The organism is Planctomycetota bacterium (genome assembly GCA_035574235.1).
Lineage (GTDB): Bacteria > Planctomycetota > MHYJ01 > MHYJ01 > JACPRB01 > DATLZA01.
On record DATLZA010000137.1, the window covers coordinates 1 to 16,017 of the forward strand.

Consider the following 16,017-nt stretch of genomic DNA (forward strand, 5'->3'; position numbering starts at 1 on the left):
GTTCGCGGGCGGCGGCGGGCGGGCGGTACACGCGGACCTCGACGGACGGGGCGGCCGGAGGGGGCGGCGCGGGGGGAGACGCGGAGACCGGCAGTTCCGCCGGCCGCGGAGGTTCGTTGAGGAAGTGAAGCGCCGCCAGCACGCCCAGGAGAATCACGGCTCCTGCGAAGACGAGCGCGGCGGCGGTGCGCGCCCCCGAGCCGGGCGCGCGGACGGGTCCCACCGCCCGCAGGCGCGTGGAGGTGGAACCGGAGACGATCCGCGGGAGCGAGGAAGGAGTGGCGGGGCGGGCGGCGGCGGGACGGCCGCCTTCGCGTAGCGTCCTCACCTGCATGAGGATCTCTTCCTGCTCCTTCAGCGACAGCGGCGCCAGGAGGTCCGGAAGGCATCGCTCGCAGGCCACCTGGTCCCGCAGGCGGACCGCCCGACCGGCGCGGAGATCCTCGGTGCTCAGACGAGTCTGGCACCGCGAGCAGTAGTAGAATTCTCGACCCAAGGGCGTTCCCCTTCCCCGGCACGTCCTCGCGACGTTCCCGAGATTCTATATTTCAAATATGGATTCCGAATTGCAACGATAAAAGCGTTCGGGCCGCGTCGAACGCGGACTTAGCCCCACTCGAAACCCGCGGCCGCGACGACGCGCGGGCCCGCCAGGAGCGGACGGGCTTCGGGATAGGTCATGCGCACGAGCCGCCGGCGGATGTCCATCCCGTAACGTTCCAGCAGCGCGGTGATCTCCGGGCGCCGCGGCGCATCCACGATCGCCGGCCGTCCCGCCAGGGCGCGGCCGGCGGCGCCCAGAAGGGCACGGGCCGCGCCGGGGGTCGCGGCGACCACCGGGCCCACGTGAGGAACGCGCCGGCCGGGGCGGAGCACCGCGTACCCCTCCACCCCGCTTCGGGACCGCACGATCCAGGCGGCGACGCCGGGTTCCGCGACGAGCCGCCGGAGAAGCGCGCCGCGATCGGCGCCGCAGGACGCGCGGTCGAAGGCGATGACGTCCTCGAGGGAGGCGGCCCCGAGGGGTTCCGGAGTCGTTTCCGAATCGGCCGCCGAAAGGGGACCTTCCCATCGGTCGATGGGTTCCACGTCGGCGAATCCCCGCGCCCGGTAGAGCGGCCGTCCGAGATCCGTGGCGTCCAGGCCCACGGCGTTCGGTCCCTCCGCAAGGGCCCGTTCGAGCGCCGCGGCGAGGATCCGCGTTCCGAGGCCTTTGCCGCGTTCGGCGGCGTCCACGAGGACCATGCCGATCCACCGGAGGCCCGGGGCGTAGGAGGCCACGGTGGCGGTGGCGATCAGGCGCCCTCCCGAGCGGCCCGCCAGGCAGCCGTTGGGGAAAAGCTCCAGCAGGCGCCTCCAGTCGGCTTCGTTCTGGTTCCAGCCCGCCTGCGTGGAAAGCCTGAGCGCGGCGTCGAGATCTTCAGGGGTCAGCGCGTCCAGCCGGAAGTCGTCCATGCTTCCGGGGGAGAGTATACCGGGAGGCCCCGCGTCAGGAGACGACGTATCGGGGATCCTCGGCGGCGGCCGGCGGAGCGGCGAACCCGGGGCGTCCGAGAAGCGCGAACGCCGTTTTCTTGCCCGCCTCGACGCCCGGCTGGTCGAAGGGGTTGACGCCGTAGAGCCGTCCGGCGAAGAGGGTCGCCGCTTCCAGGAGATAGAAGAGCGCCCCGACCGAACGGGCCGAAATCTCCGCCACCCGCAGCGTGGCGTTCGGGCGCCTCGCCTGGACGAGGGCGGACTCGGTTCCGCGCTTCATGGCCGTGAGGACCTCGCCGAACGTCTTTCCCTGGAGGAACGCGGGAGGCGCCTCGGCCGGGAGCGCCGCCGGGATGCGCGGGTCCACGCGGAACCGGCCGCACTCGAGGAAGACGACGTACTTGTCGGGCGGCCCTTCATTATAGAGCTGGATCTGCGAATGCTGGTCCGTGGTTCCGAGCGCCACGACCGGGGTGGGGCCGACCTGGGGGTTCTTTCCCAGGCTCTCGGCCCAGAGCTGGCGGAACCAGTCGGCGACATCCCGGAGCGCGCGGGCGTAGGGCATCATGACATGGATCCGCTTGCCGCGCGTCGTGTCCAGGAGGTGCGCCACGAGGGCGAAAACGTACGCCGGGTTGGCGCGCGGATCGGTCCGGCGGCAGAGGGCGTCCATCGCGGCCGCGCCTTCGAGAAGATCCGCCGGCTCGACGCCCAGAACGGCCGCCGGGAGAAGCCCCACGGGGGTGAGGACCGAGAACCGTCCTCCGACCGGCTCGGGCAGGTCGAACGCCGCGATTCCCTCCTCGCGGGCGAAGCGGCGGAGAAATCCTTTCTGAGGGTCGGTGGTGACGACGAGACGGCGCTTCCAGTCCGGTCCGCCCCGCTCGCGCAGGAGCTTGAGGGCCAGAAGAAAGCCCGCCATCGTCTCGGTCGTGTCCCCGGATTTCGTGACCACGTGGAAGAGTGTTTCCTCGGGCCGGATCACCTCGAAGAGCGCCTGGGTTTCCTCAGGGTCCACGTTGTCGAGGACGTAGAAGCGGGGCGTCCGGCCCGCCTCGTTGTGGAACCGGTGGGAGAGGGCCGTGTGGACCGCGATGGCCCCGAGAGCCGATCCGCCGATGCCGATCTGGACGAACGCGCGGAATCGCCCGCGGTGCTCGCGCGCGTAGGCCGCGACGGCGTCCGCGGCCGTCCGGTCGTGGGGCAGGCGGGTGAAGCCGTGAACGCCGCGGCGGCATTCCTCGTCGAACCGCGCGCACAGGTCGCCCGTGCGGGCGATCGCCCGATCCAGGTCCGCGGGCGCAAGCCCGTGCTCCGGGCCCACGCGGTCGGCCATGACGTTCTGATAGGTGAAGGCGATCATGGGTTGTTCCACCGACGGAGTCCCACATCCAGAGGGAGCAGCAGCGCCGCCCAAAGCAGCGCCGCCGCGGCCAGGTTCCACACGCGATCGCCGGCCATTCTAGCGTCGGGCAGGCGGCGTTCAAGCTCTTCCCAGGAAAGGGGCTCCAGTCGCCGGAAGAGGTCCCGGTCCGGCTCCGCGGGGAGGGTTTCGGGATCCGAAGGGCGAAGCGCGCCCACGAGAAGGCCCTTGCCGTCCGCGCGCCGCAGCAGGACGCCGCGGATCTCCCCCGTGGGGGGAAGGGCGAGGCGAAGGGTGCGGCCGCCGTCGGCTTCTCGGGCCAGCGGGAGCGGTTTCCGGGATGGAAGGTCGAAGGCGGCGAGGGTCTCGCCGGGAGCGCCGGGGTCCACGCGCAGGATCGCCTGGCCTCCTTCGGAGGAGATCCGCACGCGGCCGGCCAGCTCGAGATCGGGATCGGCGCTCGAGAGATACCGGACGAGCTGCGCGAACAGCTTTCCCGAAGCGGGACCGGCCAGCCACTCCGCGCTCCAGCGTCCCGCCAGGTCGCTCGTCCACGCGGCGGTCTTGCCCAGGCCCAGGCGGCGCAGCGCCAGGACGGGCCGGCCGTCGGGGGTCGCCAGGAGCACATCCGCTCCCTCCCGGGCGCGGGCGGGCAGGAGGCCGGCCAGGGGAGGCAGGGAGTTTCCGTCGATGCCCTGGAGGACTTCGTGCGGGGTGCGGACGGCGACGGGGAAAGAGCCCCGCGGGTCGCCGCCGGAGGGGGGCGGATTCGGCGGGGTGGAGGGCGGGGAGGCGGGCGGAGGCGGCGCGGGGGGAGGGGAGTCGTCGCGCGGCACGGCGGCCAGCACCTGGCGGGTTTCCTGGACGAAGATCTGGGGCACGCGGCGGAACGTCTGGGTGAACAGAAAGCGCCCGCGTCCCCAGCTGGCGATCTGGCTCATGAGCGTCGCATCGAACTTCGCGGAGGAGCCGACGCAGACGGTGCTCACCGTGATGCCCGCTTCGGCGATCTCGCGGGTGACGGTTTCGAAGTCGGCCGGGGCCGTGTCGCCGTCGGAAAGGAGCACCATGTGCCGGACGGCGCAGCGCCGGGCGCGCGGGTCGGACTGGAAGGCCCGAAGCGCCTCGACGAGGGCCGGATAGATGTGGGTGCCGCCGTCGGCGAACAGGCGCAGCACCCGTTCCCGCACGTAGGCCTGCCGGTCCGCTTCCGTGAATTCGAGGATCCATCGGGGCCGGGTGTCGAAGGCGAGCACGCCCACGACGTCCTTGGGCGTCAGGGTTTCGGCGGACGCGAGCACCGCTTCCTTGACGAGCGCGATGCTCTGTCCGGCCATGCTTCCCGACTTGTCCACGACGAAGAGAATCGCCAGGCTCGGGGCCAGAACGCGCTGGGGGGTTCCCGAGGACGGATCGGGCCGGGGCGGAGAAGGCGGCGCGGGTTCCGGACCGGTTCCGGCGCCCGCCGCGGTTTCCTCGAACGCGACGGGCAGGAGCTTCTCGAGGTCGCTTCCCGCGTAGCCGCGGGGCCCCTGGAGCGCCGGGGATCCCACGAACCACAGACCGCCTCCGGAGCCCGACACGTAGCCTTCGAGCGCCCGGACGGCGGAAGCGGAGAGCGCCTCGCGCGGGACGCCTGCGAGAATCACGGCCACGAATTCTTCGAAGCCGCCGGCGCGGGCGGCCAGCCGCGACGGCGTTTCCCGCTCCAGATCGATGTCCTGGGCGCGCAGAAGCCGCGCCAGCGCCTCTCCCTCCGCCGGGGAGCCTTCGACCAGGAGGACCCGCGGGCGCCCCGTGACGGTGACCACGGCGGAGTGTTCGTTGTTGCGGGGTTCGGCATCGCCGGGAAGTTCGACGCGCGCGGTGAGCTTCCGGAGACCCGTGCCGAGGGAGCGCCGCCGCTGGACATTCTCGAGCGTGACGGTATGCCGCCCCGGGGGCTTGCGGACTTCGAGCCGCGCCTCGGGGGCGGGGTCGTCGTCGGCCGTCAGCGTGAGCAGGACAGGATCTTCCGAAGGGATCTCGAGGGTCACACGCACGTCGAAGGGTTCGCCGGTCCGGACGGCCGCGGGGGCCTCGACGCGGAGAATCGCGGCGTCGCGGCGGGCGGGGTCGTCCAGGCGGACCGCCAGCGTTCCGGGCGGGAGGTCGAGCGCGGCGATCGGGCGCTCCGGGTCGCGCCCGTCGGTGACGAAGACCAGGCGAAGATCCCAGCCGTCGCGCCGCAGGGCGCAGGCGGTCGCGGCCGCGACGGCGAAATCGGTCGTGCCGGGGTGGAGCGCTTCGAGGCGGTCCTGGAGGTCCCGGAGTTTCGTTTCGGCCTCCGGGCCGGCTTCGCCGCGTTCGCTGGCCGCCGCCAGCCGCTCGAGGGCGGCTCGGGGGGTGAGGAGGTCCGGATCGAGGGCGAGCGGTTCCTCGGAGGGAGGCACGAGGACGGCGGCGCGCCCGGCGAATCCGACAAGAGCGCAGGCCCGGCCGGGGGCGGCCTCGCGGGCCCAGGCGCGGCGGAGGCCCTCGGCGGCGGCGGCTTCGGCGCGGCGCGGGACGCTCTCGGAGAAATCCAGGAGGAAGACGGTCAGGCGGGGGCGCTCGCCGCGGAGGGTGAGGGAAGGTCCGGCCAGGGCGGCGGCCAGGAGCGATAGCAGGAGCGCCCGGACTGTCGCGGCGGCGGCTCGGCGGGCGGGGGAGAGGGCGCGGGTTCCATGGAGGGCGGCGGCGGTGACGAAGAGGACGGCGACGGGGGCCAGCGCGAGAAAGGCCGGATGCCGGAAGGTGAGCATTCGGTCCTTACCGGACGAGGCGGGCCGATCCCCAGCCGGCAAAGTCGGACTGGCCGTGGCCGTTCCAGGTTACCACGAGGCGCAGCCGGCGCGCGCCGCGCACGTCCACGTCCACGGGCCGGGGTGGATCGTTGCCCTTGAGCGGAAGGGAAAGGACTTTTTTGCCGTCCACCCAGACTTCGCCGAGGACGGCGCCCAGACCCGCGGACACCGCGTCCAGGCCGAAGGTGGCCTGGAACCTCTGGAAGGCTCCGTCCAGGGCGTAGGTCAGGGACGAATGGGCGCGCACGCCCAGGCCTTTGCGATGTTCGACGCCTCCGAGGACGATCTTGGTGCCGCGGGCGCTCCGGTCGCGCTGGAAGGGGTACTCGAGGTCGCTGGGGGATTTTTCAAGGCCGCGGATGTAGTTGGCGTCCTCCTCGACGGCCGTCGGGGTGAGATCGGACAGATAGACGACGCGGCCGTTCTTGACGAAGAGGGAGGAGACGGCCCCGGCGGGGATCCGATGTTCGGTTCCGTAGAGATCCCGGACCTCGAGGACGCCGTCGCGCAGGGATCGCACCTGGCCGCGGAGCGAGGATCCGTCGCGGGTGGCGACGGTGACGAAGAGCGTGGCCGGTTCGGCGGGGGGCTTTTCCCATTCGACGAGCCAAACGCCGGCCACCTGGGCCAGGGGGAGAGTGACTTCGGCTTCGAGACGCTTGGACTTATAGACGAGGCCCGCCGGGGAAAGGGAGAGGACGGTTCCCTCGGCCCGGTCGCCGGACTGGGTCAGGACGATGTCGGCGTCGTCGGCCTTCGTCGGCGGAGTGCGGGGAAGGAACGCCCGGTTGGCGGGGAAGAGGACGGCGCGGATGCGGGAGAACTTGACGAGGGGGTCCCCGAAGGTCTTGTTGGCGAGGACCACGCCCTCTTCTGATTTTCCGGCGACTTTGCCGGTAAGGATGTCGCCGTTGGTGAGATGGAGTTCGACGTCCTCGGGGGCGGGGCGGCCTGGGCCGGGCGCGGGGCCCGACGATTCGAAGGTGATCTCCACGAGATCGGCGGCCTTGAGGGTACGCCGGGCGCCGCCGGGCTCGGCGTACCGGACCACAAGCTCGCCCGATTCCTCAGAAAGGGAGACGTCCCGGACCGGCCGGGACGCCCCGTCGGCCGCGACGAGGACGGCGCCGTCCGAAGACGTCAGGGCCAGAAGGGCCGCCGCGGCGATCGTTATCACTCCGAAAATTATACGGACGGACGGCGGGGAACACAACGCGACGCGTGCCCGGCTTCCACGAAGGGGCATGCGGCGCGGCCCGCTTGCATTCGAGGCGTCCTTTGCTAGAATGCACACCCGGGTCAAGTCCTTCGATGAGCGAGAACCCCGCCGATGAGGCGGTGAGACTATGTCCCGGAGCGAGCGTTCGGCGCCCTTCGCCCGTCCGTCCGGCGTTTTTTCCTTTTCCCTCGGCCGGGAGGAGCGCCATGTCCCTTGAACGTCTGCACAAGGTCCTGGCCCGCTCGGGTTTCGGTTCCCGGCGCGCGTGCGAGGATCTGATCGCCCAGGGCGCGGTCACCGTGGACGGAGCGGTGGTGCGGGAGATGGGGGTGCGGGTCGATCCGGCGCGGCAGAAGATCTTCTGCAAGGGGGAACCCGTCCGCCCCGAACGACCGGTGACGATCCTCCTCAACAAGCCCCGCCGGGTGGTGACCACGCTGCGGGACGAGCGCGGCCGGCGGACGGTGCGGGACCTCATCCCCGGCGTGAAGGAACGGATCTTCCCGGTCGGGCGCCTGGACTGGGAGTCCCAGGGATTGCTTCTCTTGACCAACGACGGAGAGCTGGCCAACCTCCTGACGCATCCTCGTTACGGCGTGCCCCGGACGTACCATGTGATCCTCAAGGGGCGCTTGACGGGAGAAATCCTGGAGCGCCTCCAGCGGGGAGTCTGGCTGGCGGAGGGAAAAACGGGACCCGTCAAGGTGCTCGTCAAGAAGCGGGAGCGCGAGGGCGCGGTGCTCGAGGTCACGCTCCGGGAAGGGATGAACCGCGAGGTGCGCCGCATCTTCGCCCGTTTCGGGCTGCGGGTCAAGCGGCTCAAGCGGATCCGCGTGGGGCCGCTCGGGCTGGGACGGCTCCGGGAGGGGGAGTGGAGGGTATTGCGGCCGGAGGAAGTGCAGGCGCTCCGGGCGGCGGCTTCCGGGGGGCCTCGAGATGAGGCGGTCTAGCGCACGGCGCGAGGAGGGGATCGGTGTCTGAGAAAACGGCGAAGCTGGCCCTGGAGGACGGCACGGTCTTCACCGGCCGCGCCTTCGGGGCCGAAGGCGAGCGCAGCGGCGAAGTCGTCTTCAACACCTCCATGTCGGGATACCAGGAGATCTTGACGGACCCCTCCTACAAGGGGCAAATCGTCACGATGACCTACCCCCACATCGGCAACTACGGCGTCAACGACGCCGACTTCGAAAGCGGAAAGCCCTGGGTGGAAGGCTTCGTGGCCCGGGAATTTTCGCCGATCTCGAGCAATCCGCGCGCCACCGGCCGGCTCGAGGAGTTCTTCCGCCGGCACGGCATCGTGGGCATCCACGACATCGACACGCGCGCCCTCACCCGCAAGCTTCGCCTGGACGGGTCGCTCAACGGCGTGCTTTCGACCCAGGATCTCGACGACGCGCGGCTCGTGGCCAAAGCCCGGGCGATTCCCAAGATGAGCGGTCTGGATCTTGTCCGGTACGTCACGAGCGACCGGCCCCGCCCGTGGAAGGAATTCGTGACGCACGACGCCAACGGGAAGACTCCGGACCTGCGCTTCCGCGTGGCGCTCATCAACTGCGGAACGAAGTACAACATCGTCCGGTCGCTCGTCGATCACGGGTGCGACGTGACGGTCTTTCCCGCCGCCACGCCGGCCCGGGACCTGGAGGGGTTCGACGGCGTGTGCCTGTCGAACGGTCCGGGGGACCCGTCCGCGGTGACCTACACGATCGAAACCGCCCGGGAGCTTCTGCGGAAGGAAAAGCCGATCTTCGGCATCTGCCTGGGCCACCAGATCCTGGGACTGGCGCTCGGCGCTCAGGTGTACAAGCTCAAATTCGGCCATCACGGGGCCAATCATCCGATCCGCCATGAGGCGACGGGGCGCATCGAGATCACCAGTCAGAACCACGGATTCGCCGTCGAGGAGAAGTCGCTGAAGGCCGCCGGGGGCGAAGTGACGCACATCAATCTGAACGACGGTTCGGTGGAGGGCCTGCGCCACCGGTCGCTGCCGGCCTTCTCGGTGCAGTATCACCCGGAGGCCGCCCCGGGCCCGCACGACGCGGGGTACCTTTTCCGGGAATTCGTCCGGCTCATGGAGGGGGCGGCCCGCGGACCCCGTCCGTGAGCCGCCGGAAGGGCGCGCCGCCATGAAACGACCCCGGACCACCTGCGTCGTCGGCGTCCAATGGGGAGACGAAGGAAAGGGAAAGATCGTCGATCTTCTGTCCCACCAGGCGGACATGGTGGTCCGCTTCCAGGGCGGGGGCAACGCCGGGCACACGGTCGTCGTGGACGGCGAGAAGTTCGTCCTGCACCTCATCCCCTCCGGCATCCTCCATCGGAGCACCTGCGTCATCGCCAACGGCGTCGTCGTGGATCTCGTGCAGCTTCTGGAGGAGATCGACGAGCTGCGCCGCCGGGGGGTGCGCGTGGGCCGCAACCTCCACCTGAGCGACCGGGCGCACGTGGTGATGCCCTACCATAAGTTTCTGGACAAGTATTCGGAGGCGGGCGCCGGGCCCCAGAAGATCGGGACCACCCAGCGCGGGATCGGACCCTGCTACGCGGACAAGGCGGCCCGAAAGGGGATCCGCGTGGCGGACCTCTATAACCCGCCGCTCTTCCGCGAGCTGGTGTGCGCCTTCACGGAGGAGAAGAACAAGATCCTGGCGGCCCTCTACGGAGCGCCGCCGCTGGATCCGGCCCGGATCGTGGAGGAGTACTCCGGCTACGCGGAGCGCCTCAAGCCGTTCGTCACCGACACGGTGGAGCTCGTCAACGACGCCGTGGACGCGGGCCGCCGGGTGCTTTTCGAGGGCGCCCAGGGGAGCCTCCTGGACATCGACTTCGGGACGTACCCGTACGTCACCTCCTCCAACTCGGACGCCTGCGGGATCTCGCCGGGCACGGGGGTGCCGCCCCGCAAGATCGGCGCGATCCTCGGCGTGGCCAAGGCCTACTGCACCCGGGTGGGGGAGGGGCCGTTTCCGACGGAGCTGCGCGACGCGCTGGGGGAGCGGCTGCGCGAGGCGGGCGGAGAGTACGGGGCCACCACGGGGCGGCCGCGCCGCTGCGGCTGGTTCGACGGCGTGGCCTCCCGCCACGCGGTCCGCATCAACGGGATCGAGGAACTCGCCATCACGAAGCTCGACGTCCTGAGCGGCCTGGACGAAATCAAATTCGCCGTGGCCTACCGCTGCGACGGGAAGACGACGGATCGGATGCCCTCGGTCACCGCGGAGCTTTCGCGCTGCGAGCCGGTCTACGAGACCTTCAAGGGCTGGTCCGACGATCTTTCCCGCGTGCGCCGTTTCGAGGATCTGCCGCGCGCGGCGAAAATCTATTTGAATTTCGTGGAGCGCTTCCTTAAGGTGAAAGTCACGCTCGTCTCGGTCGGGAAGGACCGCGAAAAGACGATTCGCAGGAAATGACCTCGTCCACCGCCGCCGGCCTGAAGATCCCCGCCCACATCGCCATCATCATGGACGGCAACGGCCGGTGGGCCCGGCAGCAGGGCCTCCAGCGGGTCCTGGGCCACGAGTCGGGCGCCGAGACGGTCCGCGAGATCACCCGCGAATGCTCCCGCCTGGGGGTGGGGCGCCTGACCCTCTACGCCTTCAGCGCCGAGAACTGGAAGCGGCCCGAGCACGAGGTGCGGTACCTTATGTCGCTTCTTAAGAAGTACCTCGTGAGCGAGCGCAAGGAGATCATGGACAACAACATCCGGTTCACGGCGATCGGCCGCCTTCACGAACTGCCCGAGGACGTCCGCGGCGAGCTGAGCCGGACGATCGAGATGAGTTCCCGGAACACGGGCATGGTGCTCTGCCTGGCGCTCGCCTACGGGGGGCGGGTCGAGATCGTGGACGCCGTGCGGCGCCTGGCGCGGGACGTTCAGGAAGGCCGCTGCCGGCCGGAGGAGATCGACGAGCGGTCGATCGCCCGCTATCTCTACGATCCGGCGGCGCCCGATCCGGACCTTCTCATCCGCACGGGAGGGGACCTGCGGGTTTCGAACTTCCTGCTCTGGCAGATCTCCTACACGGAGCTCTGGGTCACCCCGGTGAAGTGGCCCGAGTTCAAGCGGGAGCACCTCCACGAGGCGATCCGGGAATACTCCCAGCGGGACCGGCGCTTCGGCGGGATTCACGAGGCCGAGTGAACGGGCCGCCCGTCCGGGTCATGGGCCTCTCGCGCAAAGTCCTCATCCGTGTCGTCGGGGCGCCGCTGCTTCTGGCGGCCCTGGCGGCGATTCTCTACGCCGATCACCGCGCGGGCTTTCCGTCGGTCCTGCGGTGGCTCCTTCTGGCGGTGGGCGCGGCCGCGTCCTGGGAGTTCCACGGCTTCTGCGCGGTGCGGGGAATCCCGACGGCGCGGGCGGCCGGGACGCTGGCGGTTGCGGCGCTTTTTGCGCCCTGGCCGCGTCCGGAAGCCGCCTGGGGGGCCGTGGGTTTCGGGTTTCTCCTCTATGTCCTGCTCAAGCTCGTCTTCCGTCACGGGCGCTTCACGCCCGAGGCGGCGGCGCTGAGCGTTCTCGGGTTCGCCTATACGGGGCTCCTGGCGGGGCTTCTGACGCCGCCGGTGTCCCGCGGAACGGCGGTCTGGTATCTTCTTTTCCTTCTGGCGGCCAACAAGGGGGCCGACATGGCCGCCTACGTCGTGGGGAAGAGCGTCGGGCGCCGCCCGATGGCCCCGGTCCTGAGCCCCCGCAAGACGTGGGAGGGCTTCGTCGGGGGCGCGGCGGGCGGAACCGCCGCCGCGTTCGCGGCGCTCCGCGCAACGCCCCTCCGGGAGGCCTTCGGGGACGCGCCGGTCGCGGCGTTGCTCTTGCTGGCGTTCTCGGCTACAATGGCGGCGCAGGTGGGCGATCTCGTCGAATCGGCGTTCAAGCGCTGGGCGGGCCTCAAGGACTCCGGGCGGCTGCTGCCGGAATTCGGCGGGATCCTCGACCTGGTGGACAGCTTCCTCGTCAGCATCCCGGTCACGCACGCCGCGGCGATCGGGGTTCTTGCGCTTTGAGCCAAGGAGTGGGATGGAACGCGCTTTGCCCGTCGAAGGCCGCGAGGAAATCGCCCGGCTCTTCGGCACGTACGACCGGAACCTCAAGGAGATCAAGAAGGCCACCGGGGTGGAAGTCATCGTCCGCAACGGCGAAATCCGCGTGCGCGGCCCGCGCGCGGGCGTGGACCGCGCCGTTCAGGCCCTGACCCGGCTCAAGGAGATCGAAAATCCCGGTCCGGAGGATGTGCAGGCCCTGCTGGCGCCGCGCGACGCCTCCCCCCGATCCTCCCCGGGCCGGCCGGTCATGCCGGGTTCCATCTTCCGGCTCCATGTGACGATCGACGCCAAGTCCGAGGGACAGCGCAAATATCTCGAGGAGATCGACCGCAACGACATCGTCTTCGCCATCGGCCCGGCGGGGACGGGGAAGACGTTTCTCGCGGTGACGAAGGCCGTGGACGCCCTCCGGACGGGCCGGGTGCGCCGGATCGTCCTCGTGCGTCCGGCGGTCGAGGCGGGCGAGCGGCTGGGTTTCCTGCCCGGGGACATTCAGGAGAAGGTGAATCCGTATCTCCGGCCGATCTACGACTCGCTCAACATGTTCCTCGAGTTCGGTCAGCTCAAGCGGCTGATCGACGCGGACGTCGTGGAGATCTGCCCCCTGGCCTTCATGCGGGGGCGGACGCTCGACGAGGCCTTCATCATTCTGGACGAGGCCCAGAACACGACGAGCGAGCAGATGAAGATGTTCCTCACGCGGATGGGGCGCGCCTCGAAGATCGTGGTGACGGGGGACATTACGCAGATCGACCTGGCCCCCGGCCGCACGAGCGGTCTCATCGAGGCTCGCGAGCTGCTGAAGGGAATTCCGGGGATCGCCTTCTGCTATCTGACGAAAGCCGACATCGTCCGCCACCCGCTCGTTCAGAGGATCGTGGACGCCTATGAGCATCACGGACGCGGCCGGCGCTGATCCGGCGGCGGGGGAGGGGGCGCGGGAGTCGGCCCTGGAACCGGGCGCGCGCCTGGAGCGCCGCCTGCCCCTCTTCTATGCGTCCTTCTTCTACGCGTTTCCCGCGGCGATCGCCTGGATCTGGCTCCACTTCGCCCGGCCGGGCCGATCGGCGGAACTCTGGTCGCTCGATCGGCTGCCCGAGGGGATCGCGGCCGGACTGGCGGCCGGCGGAGTGATCGTGATCCTCTCCGCCCTGGCCTCGCGCGCCTTCGCGTGGGCGCGCCGCCTGGAGGCCGAATTCGGCTGGATCCTGGGGGCGCAGCGCGGCGGCGAGATCCTGGGGATCGCGCTCCTTTCGGGTTTCGCGGAGGAGTATCTCTTCCGCGGCGCGCTTCAGGAGAAATTCGGTCTGGCGGCGGCCACGGCGGTTTTCGCCCTCATCCACTGGCCGGTGAACCGGAACTTCCTGCCGTGGCCTTTCGTGGCCGGCGCCGTGGGACTGGCCTTCGGGGTTCTGCGCGCGTGGACGGACGCCCTCTGGGCCCCCGCGATCGCCCACGCCGCGGTCAACTACGTCAACCTCCGCCGGATCGCGGCCCGCTTCCGGACGTGGGACGAGGAGCGGGTCAACGCGTACGTCGAAACGGGATCGCCGACATGACGAACGTCTACACGAGCCCCTTCGCGGAGAGGTACTCCTCCCGGGAGATGCTCTACAACTTCTCCCCGGACAAGCGCTATCGCACGTGGCGGCGGCTCTGGATCGCGCTGGCCGAGGAGGAGCGCCGGCTCGGGCTTCCCATTACGGAAGAGCAGATCCGGGAGCTCCGGGAGCATGCCGAGGACATCGACTACGCCGCCGTGCGTCGCTACGAGGAGAAGCTCCGCCACGACGTCATGGCCCACATCCGCGCCTGGGGGGACCAGTGCCCGAAGGCCCGGGGGATCGTCCACCTGGGCGCGACCAGCATGTACGTCGTGGACAACACGGATCTTATCCTCATCCGCGACGCCTACGCGATTCTCGAGCGGGAGATCGTGAACGTCGTGGCGGCGCTGGCCGAGTTCGCGGAGCGGCACGCGGATGTCCCCACGGTCGCGTTTACGCACTTTCAGCCCGCGCAGTTCACCACGGTGGGCAAGCGCGCGTGCCTGTGGATTTACGACCTGCTTCTGGATCTCGACGAGCTGGCCGAGCGCCGGCGGTCCCTTCGGTTCCTGGGGGTCAAGGGGACCACGGGGACCCAGGCGAGCTTCCTGGCCCTCTTCGACGGAGACGAGGCCAAGGTCCGCGCGCTCGACGAGGCCGTCACGCGCGCCATGGGCTTCGAGCGCTCCTACACGGCGACGGGTCAGACGTACTCGCGGAAGGTGGATGCCCAGGCGCACGCGGCGCTGGCGGGAATCGCGATGTCCGCCCACAAGTTCGCCAACGACCTGCGGCTCCTGCAGCACCTCGGGGAGGTCCAGGAGCCTTTCGAGTCCGAGCAGGTGGGCTCCAGCGCCATGGCCTACAAGCGCAACCCCATGCGCAGCGAGCGGATGACGTCCCTGGCCCGGCTGGTGGTGGCGCTCTACGAGAACGCCGCCTTCACGGCCGCCTCCCAGTGGTTCGAGCGCACGCTGGACGACTCGGCGGGCAAGCGCATCGCGCTGCCGGAGGCCTTCCTGGCCGCGGACGCGGTGCTGCAGCTTTATCTGGATCTGGCCCCGCGGCTGGTCGTGGACCGCGCGGCGATCGCGGCCCACGTCGAGCGGGAGCTTCCCGCGATCGCCACCGAGAACATCCTCATGGAGGCGGTCAAGGCCGGAGGCGACCGGCAGGAGCTCCACGAGCGGATCCGCCGGCATACGCTCGAGGGGAAGGGAAAGGATCTTCTGGACCGTCTTAAGAAAGACGAGGCCTTCCGGGCCGTGCGGGACCGTCTTCCGGACCTTTTGCGCCCGGAGCAGTACGTGGGACGGGCGCCGTCTCAGGTGCGGGAGTTCCTGGCCGAGGAGGTGCGTCCCCGCCTGGCGGCCCGCCGGGAGATGCTCGGACTGCGATCGGAGGTGCGGGTGTGAGGAAACTCGCGGCGCTGCTGGCGCTTCTGGGGGCCTGCGATCCCCGGCCGCCGGACGTCACACTCCGCACGGGCATGACCCCCGAGGAGATCAACGAGCCCCCGTCGTCGCACCGGATCAAGGCGGCGCTCCTCAACGACGTGCGCAACGGCCGGATGCTGCATCTGAAGCTCGACCAGGGACGGCGCGACTGTCCCGGCATCGTCTACGAGGGAAACGCGCCGCTCTGCGCCGCGGATCGAGCGCCCCTGGAGGTGTACGCGCTCCGCAGCGACCCTCTGGACAAGCCCTACCGCGTGGACGAGACGGCCTACTTCTGCCGCGAGGAGAGCATTTATTACTATCGATACGTCGGCGGGCCCCGGAAGCTCGACGTGTGGCTGGGCCCGTATCGGCTCGAGCGGCGCTGGCCGCGGCTCGAGGAAGAACACCCCTAATCGCGCAGCGTGCCGCCCTTCTTCAGGCCGTCGCGGACGCTGTCCACGAAGAACACGTCCGAAAGAATCCGCTTCACGTAGCTCCAGTCCTCCCAGAACTGGTCGTCGGCGCTCCAGCGCAGCGGCACGAAGACGACGTCGCCGGGGGCCAGCGGAATGTCCTGTCGCACGTCCCCCTTGGCGAAGTAATCCCAGAGGTCGCAAATGATGATCCGGCTCTTGCGCAGCGGATCCTTGGGATCCCGGCGGATCACGCGGATTTGCCGCCATTCGGCGTTCGGAGGCAGGTCCGTCATTCCGAGGACGTTGACGAGCGTTTCCTTGCCCGTGAAGGCGACGTTGGAGTAGAAACGGGTCTGCGTCACGCCCAGGACGACGATCTCGGACCCGGCGAAGGTCTGCTGGTAGAAGGGCTGAGCGGGGCTGGGCGCGTAGGGGGTGGTGTTGATATGGACGAGGACCTCGGGTTTGCGGATGTACTGGGAAAGCTGGCGTTCCAGGCGTTCCTTGAGTTCGTCCACCGTGAGCCCGGCGGCGCGGACCTTTCCGAGAAAGGGGAAGTGGATGTATCCGGACGGCGGCACCGTGTACTGGCGCGTGAGCGTGGGTTCCCCGAAGACCTCGATCGTGAGGTTGGCGGAGAACGGGATCCGGTATTCGTAGATCGGCTCGCCGCGGCTTTCGGCTTCCCGCCG

General features: G+C 69.9%; 15 protein-coding genes. 9 read left to right on the plus strand and 6 right to left on the minus strand.

Annotation, left to right across the window (positions count from 1 at the left end):
- The 5 genes from VNO22_12615 to VNO22_12635 all read right to left on the minus strand — a co-directional run.
- Positions 1 to 496, minus strand: a 496-nt coding sequence (locus tag VNO22_12615) for a hypothetical protein (GenBank protein HXG62216.1), incomplete at its 3' end; no start/stop codon positions are given.
- A gap of 110 nt (positions 497 to 606) precedes the next feature.
- Positions 607 to 1,455, minus strand: coding sequence for a GNAT family N-acetyltransferase (locus VNO22_12620; GenBank protein HXG62217.1), 849 nt, complete (start codon positions 1,453 to 1,455; stop codon positions 607 to 609).
- Between the two features lie 34 nt (positions 1,456 to 1,489).
- On the minus strand, positions 1,490 to 2,839 hold the full coding sequence (locus VNO22_12625; protein ID HXG62218.1) for a glucose-6-phosphate isomerase: 1,350 nt from the start codon (positions 2,837 to 2,839) through the stop codon (positions 1,490 to 1,492).
- On the minus strand, positions 2,836 to 5,622 hold the full coding sequence (locus VNO22_12630; GenBank protein HXG62219.1) for a VWA domain-containing protein: 2,787 nt from the start codon (positions 5,620 to 5,622) through the stop codon (positions 2,836 to 2,838). The genes VNO22_12625 and VNO22_12630 overlap by 4 nt, the downstream gene beginning before the upstream one ends.
- A 7-nt stretch (positions 5,623 to 5,629) precedes the next feature.
- Complete coding sequence (locus tag VNO22_12635) at positions 5,630 to 6,841, minus strand: NPCBM/NEW2 domain-containing protein (GenBank protein ID HXG62220.1); 1,212 nt, start codon at positions 6,839 to 6,841, stop codon at positions 5,630 to 5,632.
- Positions 6,842 to 7,089: 248 nt separating this feature from the next.
- On the opposite strand from VNO22_12635, the gene VNO22_12640 reads away from it, so the two are divergent.
- From VNO22_12640 to VNO22_12680, 9 genes are read left to right on the plus strand one after another with little or no spacing between them, the layout of a single operon-like run.
- Entirely contained in the window at positions 7,090 to 7,833 is a 744-nt protein-coding gene (locus VNO22_12640; protein ID HXG62221.1) for a pseudouridine synthase, read from the plus strand.
- 23 nt (positions 7,834 to 7,856) lie between these two features.
- Positions 7,857 to 8,990 carry a glutamine-hydrolyzing carbamoyl-phosphate synthase small subunit gene (gene carA / locus VNO22_12645; protein ID HXG62222.1) on the plus strand — a complete coding sequence of 378 codons (1,134 nt, stop codon included), beginning with the start codon at positions 7,857 to 7,859 and terminating at the stop codon, positions 8,988 to 8,990.
- Between the two features lie 22 nt (positions 8,991 to 9,012).
- On the plus strand, positions 9,013 to 10,296 hold the full coding sequence (locus VNO22_12650; protein ID HXG62223.1) for an adenylosuccinate synthase: 1,284 nt from the start codon (positions 9,013 to 9,015) through the stop codon (positions 10,294 to 10,296).
- On the plus strand, positions 10,293 to 11,027 hold the full coding sequence (locus VNO22_12655) for an isoprenyl transferase (protein HXG62224.1): 735 nt from the start codon (positions 10,293 to 10,295) through the stop codon (positions 11,025 to 11,027). Before VNO22_12650 ends, VNO22_12655 begins: the two co-directional genes overlap by 4 nt.
- Entirely contained in the window at positions 11,024 to 11,884 is an 861-nt protein-coding gene (locus VNO22_12660) for a phosphatidate cytidylyltransferase (protein ID HXG62225.1), read from the plus strand. The genes VNO22_12655 and VNO22_12660 overlap by 4 nt, the downstream gene beginning before the upstream one ends.
- Positions 11,885 to 11,897: 13 nt before the next feature.
- Entirely contained in the window at positions 11,898 to 12,839 is a 942-nt protein-coding gene (locus VNO22_12665; protein ID HXG62226.1) for a PhoH family protein, read from the plus strand.
- Positions 12,811 to 13,482 carry a CPBP family intramembrane glutamic endopeptidase gene (locus VNO22_12670; protein HXG62227.1) on the plus strand — a complete coding sequence of 224 codons (672 nt, stop codon included), beginning with the start codon at positions 12,811 to 12,813 and terminating at the stop codon, positions 13,480 to 13,482. The genes VNO22_12665 and VNO22_12670 overlap by 29 nt, the downstream gene beginning before the upstream one ends.
- On the plus strand, positions 13,479 to 14,885 hold the full coding sequence (gene purB, locus VNO22_12675) for an adenylosuccinate lyase (GenBank protein HXG62228.1): 1,407 nt from the start codon (positions 13,479 to 13,481) through the stop codon (positions 14,883 to 14,885). The genes VNO22_12670 and purB overlap by 4 nt, the downstream gene beginning before the upstream one ends.
- Complete coding sequence (locus tag VNO22_12680) at positions 14,882 to 15,322, plus strand: hypothetical protein (GenBank protein ID HXG62229.1); 441 nt, start codon at positions 14,882 to 14,884, stop codon at positions 15,320 to 15,322. Before purB ends, VNO22_12680 begins: the two co-directional genes overlap by 4 nt.
- On the opposite strand, the gene VNO22_12685 is transcribed toward VNO22_12680, so the two are convergent.
- Positions 15,319 to 16,017, minus strand: a 699-nt coding sequence (locus tag VNO22_12685; protein HXG62230.1) for a polysaccharide biosynthesis/export family protein, incomplete at its 5' end; no start/stop codon positions are given. The two genes, VNO22_12680 and VNO22_12685, sit on opposite strands and share 4 nt — an antisense overlap.